Below are 14913 nucleotides of genomic sequence, written 5' to 3'. Positions count from 1 at the left end.
TTTGGTAAAGTGATTAACCTTGTATTTGGGCTAATGAGCCATATAAATTATAAAGCTCTTCATATTCATCTTGTTGATAAAACTGAATGCGCCCCCAACAAAATTGCTTAGCGACTTCCACCGTAAAACGCGTTGCATCAATGAGTTCACTTTCATAACTTGCACCAGTATCACTCCCTGGAACGATGGTTTTAGCGGTAATGGCTAAACCAACAACAGGGGCAGGGCTGGCGACATGCGGTTGCATGATTGAATTAAAGTGATAAACCCCGTTGTCATAAGGGGAAATATCTTGCGTTGTAATTGGGAATGTTTTGGCCACATCGCCTGTTGCGTACTCCAACAAACGCACTAAGTCAGGGGATACGCGTAAAATATACCCCTGTTTTGCGGTTGGTGAAATAGCAATACCTCGGTGCTTAATGATGCTATTTCCTTTCGATGTGTCGATTGACAAAATCGCATCCATTTGTTCATCAACCTCATAGGTATTCATTGTTGATGAAGAAACAGGCATCCCCATAAAGTCGACAGGGTCATGGGGGGTGATTGATACATGAGTGGCGATATGTGAGGAAATAATTACATCACCTTTTAAGCGGTTACCTTTAGTTGCCATATCCAGTAGTTTCATGGCGCTGGCAAACGCAACAATCGAGCCATCCGCATCTGATACTAACCCCATTCTATTGGGTTGTGCTTGTTGAGCACCTAAACGGCCGATGATGCCTAATGTGGGGTAGCTGCCACCCGAAAGCTTACCTTCAGTACCCTTAAGTGTTACTTTAATAAAATGACACAGTTGGCTAGGATCTTCAGGTGCTTCATAGGGAATAGACGTGACTTGAATATTGGCGTGTTCTACCCCCACTGAACGCAGCAATTCTGCCATTTTGGCACCATCAACTTGGGGGGTATCAAGTAAGTCATACACTTGACTGATATAATTAAGTGACATTAGTTGGCTCCTTTAATCATATCTAAGCGAAATGGATGATTTGCCGAAATCTCTTCAATCTCATTTGGCCCTCTCAACCAAAGTGCATTCTGGTCACCTAAAATAGTACCTTGTTCATTTTCAATGAATAGAGCTGTACCTTCATATAAGGCAATTAATTCTTCACTCGGATTAATCGTTAAAAATTCATTTAAGCGCTCTTCGCGGCTTTCACCATTATGGCCGACAGGTTTGCCAGAAATAAAATGTGGATTGATTTGAAAAGGGGCGATATTCAGGGCATGAAAAGACGGAGGCTGAACAATCGGCATGTCATTGGTTGTTCGTATGCTTGGTGTTGCGACATTACTACCTGCGCTCCACCCCATATAAGGTGTTGCTTCGTGTTTGACGCGTTGTGAAATTAGCTCAACAATTTTGGCATCGTATAAGCGTTTTAGGAGTGCGAATGTGTTTCCACCCCCAATAGCAATGGCTTGTGCATGTTTAACAGCTGAAACTGGGTCATTAAAACGATGAATTGATTTTAAATTGTACCCTAAAGCGTTAAAGACAGGTTGAACAATAGCTTCAAAATCATCAAAGCTAAATGTCACAGCAGCGTAAGGGATAAATAAAATTTCTTGTTCTTTATGTTGTAATAAACGGTGAATTTGTTCATCTGCATGTTCTAAATAATTCATATTTCCCATACGTGAACTGCTCATTAATAGTGCCTTTGTCATTTTTTATATTCCTTAATTATTTCTTGAAGAGCGGTTATTAATCTGTCAATTTCATTTTCGTTATTAAAATAATGCAGGGAGATACGTGCCATTTTTTCTATGTGATAAAATTCTAAAATAGCAGTTGCCATAAAATGGCCTGACTCAATGATGATATTTTTGGTTTCTAATTTCTGCATTAATAAATCAGAGTGAATCTCGCGAATATTAAATGGAATAATACCTATTCGCTGGTGGCTATTATCAGGGCCGTAAATTTCAATACCAGATAATAAGGCAAGTTTTTTCATCGCATAGGTAGTTAATTCGCGATTTCGTTCCTCTATCTGCAAGATGCCTAACTGATTTGCATAGTCTAATGCGGTATTTAAACTGATAATCGCAGGCACATTAGGGCAGCCAGCTTCGAACCGTTTGGCTGTGTTAGGCAGAACAATATGGCCTGTATTACTATCAATGCTGCTATTCCACCACCCCGCTAACATCGGTATCATCGAAGTAATCTTATCTTCTTTAACAAAAAGAATGCCACTGCCTTCGATGGCTCTTAATCCTTTGCGTCCACAAGAGGACATAAAATCACATTGCCAATCATTAACATTAACTTGATACATACCAAGTGCTTGTGAAGCACTGACGTGACTGAGCACGTTGTGCTGTTTTGCGATTTCACAAATAGCTTTAACAGGTTGCATAACGCCTGTGATATTCGAAAGTGCGACAAAGCTTAGCAGTTTGGTTTTGTGTGTAATGGCTTCTTTGATTGATATCGGGTCGATAACGCCTTGGTTATCTGCCTGAACAGTAACAACCTTTATGCCTTTTTCGTCAGCCAATAATTGCCAAATAGCGATATTGCTGAGCATTTCAGTATCTGGGATGATCACTTCATCTCCAGGCTGCCATGTGATCCCGCGGGCAATTAAACTGATGGATTCTGTCCCATTTTTGGTAAAAGCAATTTCGGTTTCTTTCGCACCGATAAAGGCCGCCATTTTCTGACGGCAGATTTCAACTTGTTGGTATGTTTCTTTTCGAAAACTGGGTAGATAGATACCTAGCTCTGCAGTTTTATCAAGGTAATTTTTTACAGCATCAATGACCTGTTTTGGTGGAGGCGCCGCTGCTCCAGTGTCAAAATACGCAAAATGTTGTGAAACCAAAGTATCGTTTGCGACGTGAGACCATTTGTTCGTCATTATTTATTTCCTCTCATCAAATTAGCGAGTCCATAAAGCGAGCAGCTTGGCTTTTATGGTGGGTAAGAAGGCTTTTGCTGTTGAATACAGCGCATCGCCTGCAATCAAACCGCCTGCAAAGGTTGATATTTTGTCGGAGCTAACATGAAAGAAGCGCTCAATGATTATCCGCACGGCTAACGCGACGAGGACTGTCCAGCCCGCGATGGGGTAGTTGATCATCAAGCCTGTGGAAAATAGAACGCCAATTTGGTGTTTTGCACCGCCAATTAATTGGATCACTGCACCAGGGATAGCCCACAGGAGCAGCATCATGGCGACATCAGACGAGCTTCCCGCTTGAATAGTGGCAGCGTATAAACGAGAGGCAGGGACAATTTTGTCTTGTTGAAAATAGAAATCATAAGTGAGCGCAACCACAATCAATGCGCAGGTAAAACCAATAATGGAGGCAAAGTATTGTTGTTTACGGCCAAAACGTTCCGCACTTTGGTTTTTGCCATACCCGCGGATCATAAAGCCCGTTTTTAGGTCGAACCCCATATCGGCAAAGGCGGGGCCTGTGGCGACACAAAAACCGACAAGCACAGCAAGCGCCTCTGGCGGAAAGCCAAGTAAAATACCAATCATGAGTGAGATAAGTGCAGCTGCGGTGGCGGGAAACCAGCCAGAGTGCATGGCGGCCATGCCGACTATCATTTCTTGAATTAAGGCAGCTAGCGTGGCAAAAATCAGAAAGCCAATTAACTGCGGTAATGTCATAGTGACAAATATTTGGCTAATGAATGTTAGTGCTAATGCCGTTAAGAAATAAAAGATGGCACCTTTCATTAACGTTGACTTAATGCGGCGGCTACTTTGAGCGAGTTCTTCGCTTTCTTCTTGTATTGGGTCGTCATTTTTTTTCTGACGAAAAACAATCGCACCAATTTGAATTAATGCAACAATGCCTGCACCAATCATCACCCCATGAGGGACATAGTTTTCATATAAATTATAAGTAATTAAGCCTGACTCAGAAAACCCTCGAATGAGTAAACCAATTGCAAACATGAATAAGGCAAAGATACTACCAATTAGGGCAATCCCCGCAGATGCCATCGGGATGCCGAATCCTGCACCAACTGCACCCGCAGTAAATCCAGCAAGTAATGCGCCTAGCCGTTTTCCACCTTTATTCCCTGCCCATAGTGTTTCTGCCGTAGCAACACCCGCTGGCCATGATGCACTTGCTGGGTAAGCTTTAGTATTAAATAGACCGTATAACATTGTGCCATCAATGATAATGGCAAAAAAAGCCCCTGCCATCATAGGGTAAATCAGTTCTGGAAGGCCGAGTACCCAAGGTACACCGATAGCAACCATCAGGCCATTAGCGGCGGCGAAGGTGGCAGCAGAAATACTGGTTTGAATTAAATTTTGTGCATCTATAAACTTAAATGAAGCAAATATACCAATAGGTAACCGAGATAATAAAATAGCTAATACGGCACCTATAATGGATGTATTTGCAGATATTCCGAGTGTGACAATAATTTGAATGCCAATAATGGCACCCACAAAAGATAATATAACAATAGCAATTAATATTGCTGGTGAGAAAATAGATACACGTACCTCAGTATCATTTTTATCATGAGATAGATTCATAGAGTTACCTATTTTAATTAATTATTATTTAATTTTTATAATTTATATTTCCATATTTAGAATATGGCGGATAACTTACTGGCTGTAGATTTTAATAATGGGTAATATTCAGTTAAATTTTTACTTTGGCTTGATGCAGCAATGCAAAGTGAACCTAAAACGCCTTTTTCAAATGAAAAAATGGGAACGGATAATCCTTGTGTGCCCACTAAATAAGCTTCTTTGGAATAAGCGTAGCCTTCATCAGAATACAGTTTTAATTGTTTCTTCAATGTTTCATTGTCTTGTAAATCATGTTTTTCAAGATACTCATCAATATAGGAGACATCCATCGAGCTGAGAATAATTTGGGTAAAAGGTGCTTCATGCAATGATAATGCTTCACCTTCTTTTGAAGTAAAACGAATAAGGTGCTCACTTTCTAAAATAAAATTGCAAATAGCAATGTCATTATAACGACGATAGATAAAAATAGTCTCATGGGTTTTATCCGCAAGGGGACGTAAGTAGTCATTTGCTAATTGCGAAAATTGTCGTGTGTTATTCGCAAGGTGACCAATTTCAATACAGCGCAAACCTAATAAATACTCTTTATTTTTATTTTTTTGGAGAAAGCCTTGTTCTTCTAAAATATTAAAGCCACGTTGGACAACAGAAGGGCTCTTATCAATATGGCGTGCGAGTTCTCGCACTCCCCATATTGGTTTGCTAATTGAGAAATAATCAAGCAGAGCGAGGACAAAACCCGCAGATTGTAGTCGATTATTCATAAATTTCCCCTATGCGTTAACGTGAGAATGCGATTTTATTGTTATCTCTATCGTTCCTTTTTGAGGAACAGTGTTCCTATATCTAGTAAAGATATAATTAGATTAAATGGCTGGTGAAGTAAATGGATTGTTGCTGCAGTGTTAATTGGATCACTTAATTAATCAGTTTTTTATATTTGAAATTTCAATGTCTATTATAATGAATTGAATTTTAATGATTTTATTTTTTTTAGTGTGTTCCTACTAGCGACACAATCCAAACGAGAGAATGCTTTCATTGAGCTAAATAAATAGTGTGGTTTTCCTTCACTCTTATTTTTTGGTTATTTTCAGGGAGCCTTTATATTTTTTGTGTAAACGTTTACACTAAGTCGAGGTTGATCACAGAAGCGGGCAATGACTCATTGTTATACTCCGCAGTAATGGCAAGTTTAAAGATTAAAAAACGTGTAGAGGTGAAAAATGCAACTGACTGAAGTGTTGGTCACAGGTGGGTTAGGGTATATCGGCAGCCATACTTGTATTCAACTAATAAAAGCAGGGTTTTCACCTGTTATCGTTGATAATTTGTATAACGCAAAGCGGGAAGTCCTTAATCGCATTGAAAAATTAACGGGGGTTCGGCCTGTATTTTACCCATGTGATGTTCGTGACGAGCAAGCACTCAATGAGATCTTTGCCTCCCACCAATTTTATTCAGTGATCCATTTTGCAGGGTTAAAGGCAGTCGGTGAGTCAGTCGAAAAACCGATTGAATATTATGATGTTAACCTCAATGGAACCTTAGTATTAGTGCGCTGCATGCAAAAAGTGAACGTAAAGCGTTTGATTTTTAGTTCTTCCGCAACAGTATACGGACAGCCTCATACATTACCTATTACTGAAGATTTCCCGACAGGGAATACTCAGAGCCCCTATGGCACAAGTAAATACATGGTTGAACGTTGTCTTGGGGATCTCTATCAAGCAGATAACACTTGGTCGATATCGGTGTTGCGCTATTTTAACCCCGTTGGCGCACACTCTTCAGGATTACTTGGTGAAGACCCTCAGGGTATCCCAAATAACTTAACACCTTATATTACACAGGTCGCTGTTGGAAAAAGGGAAAAACTGGCTATTTATGGAAACGATTACCCAACCATTGATGGAACAGGGGTTCGTGATTATATCCATGTGATGGATTTGGCGGATGGACATGTCGCTGCATTACAGGGTGTCGGCCATAAAGCGGGGCTGCACACCTATAATTTAGGATCGGGCTGCGGTGTCAGTGTGCTACAAGTATTGCAGGCTTTTGAAAAAGCCGTAGGAAAACCCATCCCTTATGTGTTTGAACCACGTCGTGCGGGGGATATTGCCGAATATTGGTCAACCCCTGAAAAAGCGTATCGCGAACTTGGTTGGAAAACGTGCCGTACCATTGATGATATGGCGATAGATAGCTGGCGTTGGCAATCAAATAATCCCAATGGTTACGGTGAATAGGAGAGTAATTGGATGAACACAATGCAATTTAACCCCTCAGACTGCCCTCATCGCCGTTATAACCCACTCACTGGGCAATGGGTGTTAGTTTCCCCTCACAGAGCCAAACGCCCTTGGAGTGGTAGGGATGAAAAGCCTGCGGTAGAAAACTTACCCCATTATGATGCTGATTGTTTTCTTTGCCCAACCAATACACGGGTTTCAGGGGAAGTGAACCCTAACTATCAAGGAACGTATGTTTTTCAAAATGACCATGGTGCTTTATTGGCAGATGCCTGTGCGCAACCGAAAAACCAGTCTGAATTATTTCAAACTCAATCAGTGAGCGGCGTTAGCCGAGTGATCTGTTTTTCGCCAGATCACAGTAAAACCTTACCTGAACTTTCATTGTCTGAAATTGGCGGCGTGATAGACACATGGCAGCAGCAGATTAGTGAACTAAGTAAGTGTTATACATGGGTTCAGGTATTTGAAAACAAAGGTGAAATTATGGGGTGTTCACAGCCACATCCCCATGGGCAAATTTGGGCGAGTGACTTTTTGCCTAATGAAATTGAGCGTAAAAACCATTTTTTATCTGAATATTATCAACGCAATGGCACTAACTTACTGATGGATTATGTTAACGCAGAGCGACTGGATGGCTCTCGTATAGTGGTTGAAACTGAGCACTGGGTAGCACTGGTGCCATATTGGGCTGCTTGGCCATTTGAAACCTTATTATTGCCAAAACAACACATTAAACGCATGGATGAGATGAGCGATGCCATTCGTTTGGACTTGAGTGTTGCGCTGAAAAAACTGACCTGTCGTTACGACAACCTATTTGAATGTTCTTTTCCTTATTCAATGGGATGGCACTTCGCCCCTTATTTTAAAGAACCTAAAAACATTGAACATTGGCAGTTACATGCGTTGTTCTACCCGCCATTACTGCGTTCTGCAACCGTGAAAAAATTTATGGTGGGCTATGAAATGCTGGCAGAAACACAGCGTGATTTAACCCCTGAGCAGGCGGCTCAACGACTAAGAGATGTGAGTGAACAGCACTATAAACAGTGCTAATCCTACAGAAACACACCTAATTAATATTTGTTTGGTTTTTATTTTCCGAGCAAATCAATTTTATGATTAAGGAACACGATAATGGAATTACTAAAACAGAAGGTTGCTAGTTCGTTTGAAAAAACATTTGGTTACCCCGCTGATATCTATGTTCAAGCGCCTGGACGGGTCAATTTAATTGGTGAACATACCGATTATAACGACGGCTTTGTTTTACCTTGTGCCATTGATTACCAAACCATGACAGCGGCATCAAAACGCGGAGATCGTGTTATTCGTGTTGTTGCTGCTGATTATGATAATGACAGTGATGAATTCAGCTTAGACGACGAAATTACATTTTTACCTGAAAAAATGTGGGCGAACTATATTCGTGGTGTGATTAAGTTCTTATTAGAACGCGGTTTTTCATTTAATGGTTGTGATATAGCAGTTAGTGGAAATGTCCCTCAAGGCGCAGGTTTGAGCTCTTCGGCCTCATTAGAAGTGGTGATAGGTCAGACTCTTAAGAGTTTGTATCAATTAGATATTAGCCAACAAGAAATTGCGCTTAATGGTCAACAGGCGGAAAACCAATTTGTTGGCTGTAATTGCGGCATTATGGACCAGCTTATTTCTGCGTGTGGGGACGAAGGGCACGCCTTATTGATTGATTGCCGTAGCTTAGAACTGTTCCCTATTTCCATCCCTGATGATTTAGTTGTGATGATAATCAACTCAAATAAACAACGAGGGCTGGTTGGGAGTGAGTACAACACGCGTCGCCAGCAATGTGAGGAAGCCGCGAAAACCTTTGGCGTTAAAGCATTACGAGACGTGAGCTATGAAGACTTTTTACAGAAACAACACTTGTTGTCCCCCCTTGTTGCTCAGCGTGCAAAGCATGTCATTAGCGAAAATGAGCGCACATTATCAGCGGCCAAAGCGCTGACAGAAAATGATTTATTGTTACTTGGCCAGTTAATGGAACAATCGCATATTTCTATGCGTGATGATTTTGAAATCACAGTTAAAGAAATTGATACGTTAGTGGACATCGTGAAATCGGTTCTAGGCTCTCAAGGTGGTGTCCGCATGACAGGGGGCGGTTTTGGCGGCTGTGTGGTCGCACTAATGCAACAGCAGTTTGTTCAGCCTGTCATCAATGCAGTTGAAGCCCAATATGCGAATAAAACAGGTTTACATGCGGATATTTATGTGTGCCAACCAAGCCAAGGTGCAGGCGTTATATAATTCAGGGCAAAGGATTGTTTATGCAAGAGAGAGACTCCGTTTCATCTGAACCCACGGTGGTAACCTTAACCAATCGACGAGGAATGACAATTATCCTGACAAACCTAGGTGCGAGCTGGTTAAGTTGTATTTTACCCCTCGCAAATGGGCAACGTGATGTTGTTTTAGGCTCCCCTAATATGACCAAACAAAAGGAGCAGGAGGTATATTTAGGGGCAACGGTCGGTAGAGTGGCAAACCGCATTAAAAATGCACAATTTTCAGTTAATGGAATACAGTACAACGTGACAAATAACCAAGGTGTTCATTGCTTGCATGGTGGAAAAGATAATTTCAGTTATCGAATATGGAATATTTCCCAGCAAAATGCACATCAAGTCACTTTTTCGCTAATTTCACCTGATGGCGACCAAGGCTTTCCTGGGGAGCTAAAGGTTGAGGTGAATTATGAATTAACGGAAGAAAACCAAGTGGTTATTCGTTATCAACACCAAACAACACAGATATGCCCAGTCAACCTAACAAACCATACGTATTTTAATCTTGCAGGGGAAGGGGCGGGAGAAACCGTATTAGGCCATGAGTTAGAAATCCAGAGCGGCTATTACCTACCAACTGATTTAGACGGTATTCCGACGGGAGAATGGAAAAACGTAGCGAATACACATTTTGACTTTCGTTGTGTAAAAACAATTGGCCGCGACTTTTTACAAGATGCAGACCAAAAAGCGGCTCGAGGTTACGACCACACATTTATTCTTGATGATACATTGAATAATGCTCGGCAACCCATTGCATCACTGCGTTCTCCTAACGGGGATGTACAAATGAATGTTTTAACGACAATGCCATCAATGCAATTATATACAGGAAATTATTTAATCTCAGTTGCAGGAAAGACAGGGGAATATGCCCCCTATTCAGGCGTCGCATTTGAAACGCAATTTCCCCCTAATGCAGTAAACCACCCTGAGTGGGGGGCGCAGTTTAGCCCGATTTCACAGCCTGAACAGATTTACATCAGTGAAACGTGCTACCAATTTATTTTCTAAACTTATTGTTTTGTATGTTCAACACCGCGATTTAGCGGTGTTTTCTTTTGATTTAAACAATTTTATTATGCGTAATGCCATTGTTTTTAATCCTAGCACATTGTTTAATAAGCCATCCTAATTGTAGAGGTGCACGATGGCGACAATCAAAGATGTAGCGAAAGAAGCAGGCGTTTCCGTTGCAACTGTTTCACGGGTGATAAATAAGTCACCAAAGGCGAGCCTAGCCTCGATTGAATCCGTAAAAAAAGCCATGAATAAACTTGGCTACCGCCCAAATGCTGCTGCACGTGCCCTTGTTAATCAGAGCTCAAATACTATTGGCGTACTAGTCAACGATGTTTCAGACCCCTTCTTTGGCGTCATGGTCAAAGCTGTTGATGCAGTAGCCCACAAAAATGGTAAACATATTTTAATTTGTAATGGTTACCACAATGCGAAAGAAGAACGGCAATCAATAGAGTTGCTGATCAATAACCGATGTGATGCGTTGATTATCCATTCTAAAGCGCTGTCTGATGATGAACTGATTGAATATGCGAAAGAAGTTCCCAGTATGGTACTGATAAATCGCCATATTGAAGCAATCGGTAATCGCTGTATTTCACTGAATAATTACAAAGGCGCGTATTTAGCGACGGAACATCTTATTCGCCATGGCCATACGAAAATTGCTTACATTTCGTCCAATCATCAAATTGAGGATGCGGTACAGCGTCTGTTAGGCTACCGTGATGCCTTAAAAAACAATGGGATAACGCTTTCGGATAGCTATATTGAATATGGGGTGCCTTATGGTGAAGGTGGTGAACAAGCGATGACAAATTTGCTTACCAAATCTTTGGCGATAACGGCGGTTGTAGGCTACAACGATTTTATGGCAGCAGGTGCTATTGCTGTACTTGATGAAAATGAAATTAATGCCCCAGACCAAGTTTCTGTGATTGGGTTTGATGATGTATTAATCGCACGTTATATTCATCCCCGTTTAACCACTATTCGCTATCCGATTCAAATGATGGCAGAAAAAGCCACGCAATTGGCACTCTCTTTAGCTCGAGGTGAAACTATCGCTGGCGATAATTTAATCTATTCTCCCACTTTAGTTCAACGAAACTCTGTTCGTCCACTGTATTCTTAATCGTTCTATCTCAATAAAAACCACAAAGCATAATGTCAAATGATAACGTTTACATTTTGTTTTTGAGGTTTGTCACGTATTTAACATGTTTTCTTATTTTTTTAGTCAAAATCTTGCTTTTACTTATTTTTAATACGTTGAATTTGCATTGTTAGTGCAATTTCTGTGGGATTAATAGGCATAAGTAAAAAAATGGTGAAAATATGTGATTCAAGTAACGGAGTTATTTTGTGGTAACGTTTACACTTGCTTCGTTATCACTTGGCGAAGGAAATTTATTATGCAGACAGAAGGTGTTGGATTAAGCACTTTAGACTACGGGATATTTATCTTGTATGTGCTAATCATTATTACCGTCGGGCTTTGGGTATCTCGAGATAAAAATGGGCAAAAAAAAGGAACAAAAGACTACTTCTTAGCAGGAAAAACACTGCCTTGGTGGGCAATCGGTTCATCTTTAATTGCAGCAAATATCTCCGCAGAACAGTTTATTGGTATGTCTGGCTCCGGCTTTTCTATCGGACTAGCCATTGCTTCTTATGAGTGGATGGCCGCATTGACGCTAATTATCGTTGCTAAGTATTTTATGCCTGTATTTATAGATAAAGGCATATTCACCATTCCTGAGTTTGTTGAAAAACGCTTTAATAAAACATTAAAAACGATCTTAGCTGTATTTTGGCTGGCTTTATTTATCTTTGTTAACTTAACCTCAGTACTCTATCTAGGTGCATTGGCATTACAAACCATCCTTGGTATTCCAATGCATTACGCTATTTTTGGTTTAGCACTGTTTGCTGTTATTTACTCCCTTTATGGTGGTTTATCGGCAGTTGCATGGACCGATGTTGTGCAAGTTTTCTTCCTAATCCTCGGTGGCTTCTTAACCACGATTATGGCTGTGAATTATATTGGTGGCGATGCGGGTTTGTTTGCAGGTATGAGCAGAATGGCGAGCGAGGCTCCAGCTCACTTTGAGATGATATTGAGCCAAGATAACCCGCAATTCAGTAACTTACCTGGTATCGCAGTACTGATTGGTGGCCTATGGGTTGCAAACTTATATTATTGGGGCTTTAACCAGTACATTATTCAGCGTGCATTGGCCGCTAAATCCATTGGCGAAGCACAAAAAGGTCTAGTGTTTGCGGCATTCTTAAAACTCATTGTCCCTATTCTTGTTGTCGTCCCTGGGATTGCTGCATTTGTGATTGTCTCTGACCCTGCATTACTGGCTGGCTTAGGGACAATGGCTTCTGAACATATGCCAACCTTGGCGCAAGCTGATAAAGCCTATCCATGGTTAACTCAGTTCTTACCTGTTGGTGCGAAAGGTGTCGTGTTTGCTGCATTGGCCGCTGCGATTGTTTCTTCTTTAGCCTCCATGTTGAACTCTGTGGCAACCATTTTCACTATGGATATTTATAAAGAATATATTGCTCCAGCAACTGCCGATCATAAATTAGTGAATGTTGGGCGGGTTAGTGCAGTTATTGCGTTAATTATTGCTTGCTTTATTGCGCCACTGCTGGGGAATATTGGCCAAGCATTCCAGTATATTCAAGAATATACTGGCTTAGTGAGCCCTGGTATTTTAGCGGTATTCCTGCTTGGTCTGTTCTGGAAAAAAACCAATGCGAAAGGTGCTATTATCGGTGTGCTGCTTTCCATTCCATTTGCATTATTTTTAAAGTTAATGCCTCTTGGAATGCCATTCCTCGACCAAATGATGTACACCTTCTTCTTCACTGCGGTAGTGATTGGCTTAATTAGCCTGACAACAGCAAAAGAGGATGATAGCAATGGCGCGATTATCTTGACGTCTGAAACGTTTAAAACATCAACAGGGTTCAATATTGCGTCCTATGCAATTATGGTTATCTTGTGTGTGTTGTATGCTTTGTTTTGGTAATCAGCAAGTGTGTTGATATAAATAAAATGACAAAACCCACAAAAGTGGGTTTTGTCATTTATTGCTAGATTTTATTTTGGGTCAGATATCAGCTTACTTCGATAACGATTTTTCCAAATGCCCCTTGATTGAGTAGTGCCAGTGCCTCTGGCAGTTGGTCAAAGCGGAATAATTTATCGATTACTGGTTTTAACTTGACTGAGTCGACAGCCCTGACAAAATCTTGAAGTGCTCGGCGATGACCAACACCAATTCCTTGAATCGTGGGTGTCCATCATACCAATCATAGCTGTTTCAATATGAGGTATAACAATATCACTTTTAGTGAACTTAGATGCAAAGCGGTAACATATTTCAGAGTATGCGTTTATTGATAGGGTTGATTTATATAGGCGATCGTATGGACATGAGCCCAGTGAGAGTTTTTTGCTGAAACCGTGGCGTTGATAAATAATTAATCATAGATGTTGAATTTTAAAAAAATTCAACTGTCTAACGTAGATTGCATACCGCAAAGATGAAGTGTTGATAAATATCATGTACACCAAAAATTTATTTTCTATAAAGTTGCTCCATCCTAAATATGCTATGACATGGTTAGGAATTGTATTTTTATTTTTATTGGTTAAATTTCCTTATAAATGGCAAGTTAAGCTTGGTGCTTTTTTGGGCGAAAACTCGAAGTATTTTATTAGAAGAAGAGTTTCAATTATAAAAAGAAATTTAGAGTTATGTTTCCCAAATAAAAGTACCAAAGAGATAGATGACCTCGTTACTGAAAACTTAAGGTCGTTAGGTATTGCATTATTTGAAACAGGGATTGCGTGGTTTTGGAGTGATAATAAAATAAAAAAATTATTTCAAGTCAAAGGAATGTCTAATTATCAAGATGTTATTAGCAAAAATAAAGGGGTCATCATAGTTGGTGTTCACTTTATGTCTTTAGAGCTGGGCGGTAGGATCATGGGGCTTTGTTTTCCTGTTAATGCGATGTATAGGCCACATAACAATAAAGCGATGGAGTATATTCAAACAAAAGGACGATGCCGATCAGGAAAAGGGATGATAAACCGAAAAAACTTACGATTCATGGTACAAGAATTGAAGAGCGGTAAAGCCATCTGGTTTGCACCAGACCAAGATTTTGGCAGAAAAGGGACTGTATTTGCCCCATTTTTTTCAGTTAAAAATACATCTACCTCAAAAGGCACATCAACGCTTGCTCAACTGTCTCAATCACCAACACTGACGGTGACATTATTACGTAATAGTAATGGTATTAATTATGATTTAGTACTAGGAAAAGAAATTATTAATTATCCGACTAATGATGCTTTACAAGACGCCACTATTATTAATTCCATATTAGAAAAGGAAATAATAAAAGCACCTGAACAGTATTTATGGGCTCATAGACGATTTAAAACTAGGCCAGATGGAGAGGCTTCCTTATATATTTAGCGACAATAAAATATGCGTGTTTTTCTGATTATAGGGCTAATAAGGGTCTTTAAGACAAGAAGTGCAAGCAAGAGAATACTAAAAAAATAAATATTCTAGGCAATGTTATTGTTGTAATTAAAAAACGTTTTATCAAACTATTTCTACAATAGCGCCTCTCGAGTCGTTATGTTTTGCATGTGGTACTGATACACAAAGCAATCAGGTCCCCAGCCATAGATAGCTGGGAAGCTGATAAAAGCGATAATATTTCTAAGCA

At 40.2% G+C, this 14913-nt stretch carries 12 protein-coding genes and 1 pseudogene; 7 read left to right on the top strand and 6 right to left on the bottom strand.

The annotated features are described in order from the left end of the window. Nucleotides 1–13: 13 nt before the first annotated feature. From PSF27_RS06160 to PSF27_RS06140, 5 genes are read right to left on the bottom strand one after another with little or no spacing between them, the layout of a single operon-like run. Nucleotides 14–958 carry a DUF1177 domain-containing protein gene (locus tag PSF27_RS06160; RefSeq protein ID WP_272539149.1) on the bottom strand — a complete coding sequence of 315 codons (945 nt, stop codon included), beginning with the start codon at nt 956–958 and terminating at the stop codon, nt 14–16. Next, nucleotides 958–1683, bottom strand: a complete 726-nt coding sequence (gene pepE / locus PSF27_RS06155) for a dipeptidase PepE (RefSeq protein WP_206082604.1) — start codon at nt 1681–1683, stop codon at nt 958–960. The genes PSF27_RS06160 and pepE overlap by 1 nt, the downstream gene beginning before the upstream one ends. Beyond that, a complete protein-coding gene (locus tag PSF27_RS06150) occupies nt 1680–2882 on the bottom strand; it encodes an aminotransferase class V-fold PLP-dependent enzyme (RefSeq protein WP_272539151.1) in 1203 nt (400 codons plus the stop codon). Before PSF27_RS06150 ends, pepE begins: the two co-directional genes overlap by 4 nt. 21 nt (nt 2883–2903) lie before the next feature. Next, nucleotides 2904–4532: an OPT/YSL family transporter gene (locus PSF27_RS06145; protein WP_206082602.1), complete on the bottom strand. Its 1629-nt coding sequence runs from the start codon at nt 4530–4532 to the stop codon at nt 2904–2906. 56 nt (nt 4533–4588) lie between these two features. Further along, a complete protein-coding gene (locus PSF27_RS06140) occupies nt 4589–5302 on the bottom strand; it encodes an IclR family transcriptional regulator (protein WP_206082601.1) in 714 nt (237 codons plus the stop codon). 462 nt (nt 5303–5764) lie between these two features. Between PSF27_RS06140 and galE the strand changes: the two genes are divergently transcribed. The 6 genes from galE to PSF27_RS06110 all read left to right on the top strand — a co-directional run bounded on the left by galE (nt 5765) and on the right by PSF27_RS06110 (nt 13193). Further along, nucleotides 5765–6790, top strand: coding sequence for a UDP-glucose 4-epimerase GalE (galE, locus tag PSF27_RS06135; RefSeq protein ID WP_272681087.1), 1026 nt, complete (start codon nt 5765–5767; stop codon nt 6788–6790). A 12-nt stretch (nt 6791–6802) separates the two neighbouring features. Next, nucleotides 6803–7855 (top strand): UDP-glucose--hexose-1-phosphate uridylyltransferase, encoded by a 1053-nt coding sequence (locus PSF27_RS06130; RefSeq protein ID WP_206082599.1) that lies wholly within the window; start codon nt 6803–6805, stop codon nt 7853–7855. A gap of 81 nt (nt 7856–7936) precedes the next feature. Then, on the top strand, nt 7937–9088 hold the full coding sequence (gene galK, locus PSF27_RS06125) for a galactokinase (RefSeq protein WP_272681086.1): 1152 nt from the start codon (nt 7937–7939) through the stop codon (nt 9086–9088). A gap of 20 nt (nt 9089–9108) precedes the next feature. After that, nucleotides 9109–10140 (top strand): galactose-1-epimerase, encoded by a 1032-nt coding sequence (galM, locus tag PSF27_RS06120; RefSeq protein ID WP_206082597.1) that lies wholly within the window; start codon nt 9109–9111, stop codon nt 10138–10140. Between the two features lie 136 nt (nt 10141–10276). Continuing rightward, nucleotides 10277–11281, top strand: coding sequence for a substrate-binding domain-containing protein (locus PSF27_RS06115; protein ID WP_272681085.1), 1005 nt, complete (start codon nt 10277–10279; stop codon nt 11279–11281). A gap of 280 nt (nt 11282–11561) precedes the next feature. Beyond that, complete coding sequence (locus PSF27_RS06110) at nt 11562–13193, top strand: sodium/sugar symporter (RefSeq protein ID WP_206082595.1); 1632 nt, start codon at nt 11562–11564, stop codon at nt 13191–13193. Between the two features lie 88 nt (nt 13194–13281). Here the strand turns inward: PSF27_RS06110 and PSF27_RS06105 are convergent. Continuing rightward, a pseudogene (locus PSF27_RS06105) lies at nt 13282–13464 on the bottom strand (zinc-binding dehydrogenase); the annotation flags it as partial. A 266-nt stretch (nt 13465–13730) separates the two neighbouring features. On the opposite strand from PSF27_RS06105, the gene lpxL reads away from it, so the two are divergent. Beyond that, nucleotides 13731–14654, top strand: coding sequence for an LpxL/LpxP family Kdo(2)-lipid IV(A) lauroyl/palmitoleoyl acyltransferase (gene lpxL / locus PSF27_RS06100; RefSeq protein WP_206082594.1), 924 nt, complete (start codon nt 13731–13733; stop codon nt 14652–14654). Nucleotides 14655–14913 lie beyond the last annotated feature (259 nt).

Source organism: Providencia sp. PROV129 (assembly GCF_028482245.1).
Lineage (GTDB): Bacteria > Pseudomonadota > Gammaproteobacteria > Enterobacterales > Enterobacteriaceae > Providencia > Providencia vermicola.
Note: the sequence above shows the minus strand (reverse complement) of the source record. Positions and strands in the feature narration are given on the sequence as shown.

What these genes read in the sequence shown, in the direction of transcription:
- PSF27_RS06160 (WP_272539149.1), bottom strand. Translation starts at nt 958, where the DNA reads ATGTCACTTAATTATATCAGTCAAGTGTATGACTTACTTGATACCCCC.
- pepE (WP_206082604.1), bottom strand. Translation starts at nt 1,683, where the DNA reads ATGACAAAGGCACTATTAATGAGCAGTTCACGTATGGGAAATATGAAT.
- PSF27_RS06150 (WP_272539151.1), bottom strand. Translation starts at nt 2,882, where the DNA reads ATGACGAACAAATGGTCTCACGTCGCAAACGATACTTTGGTTTCACAA.
- PSF27_RS06145 (WP_206082602.1), bottom strand. Translation starts at nt 4,532, where the DNA reads ATGAATCTATCTCATGATAAAAATGATACTGAGGTACGTGTATCTATT.
- PSF27_RS06140 (WP_206082601.1), bottom strand. Translation starts at nt 5,302, where the DNA reads ATGAATAATCGACTACAATCTGCGGGTTTTGTCCTCGCTCTGCTTGAT.
- galE (WP_272681087.1), top strand. Translation starts at nt 5,765, where the DNA reads ATGCAACTGACTGAAGTGTTGGTCACAGGTGGGTTAGGGTATATCGGC.
- PSF27_RS06130 (WP_206082599.1), top strand. Translation starts at nt 6,803, where the DNA reads ATGAACACAATGCAATTTAACCCCTCAGACTGCCCTCATCGCCGTTAT.
- galK (WP_272681086.1), top strand. Translation starts at nt 7,937, where the DNA reads ATGGAATTACTAAAACAGAAGGTTGCTAGTTCGTTTGAAAAAACATTT.
- galM (WP_206082597.1), top strand. Translation starts at nt 9,109, where the DNA reads ATGCAAGAGAGAGACTCCGTTTCATCTGAACCCACGGTGGTAACCTTA.
- PSF27_RS06115 (WP_272681085.1), top strand. Translation starts at nt 10,277, where the DNA reads ATGGCGACAATCAAAGATGTAGCGAAAGAAGCAGGCGTTTCCGTTGCA.
- PSF27_RS06110 (WP_206082595.1), top strand. Translation starts at nt 11,562, where the DNA reads ATGCAGACAGAAGGTGTTGGATTAAGCACTTTAGACTACGGGATATTT.
- lpxL (WP_206082594.1), top strand. Translation starts at nt 13,731, where the DNA reads ATGTACACCAAAAATTTATTTTCTATAAAGTTGCTCCATCCTAAATAT.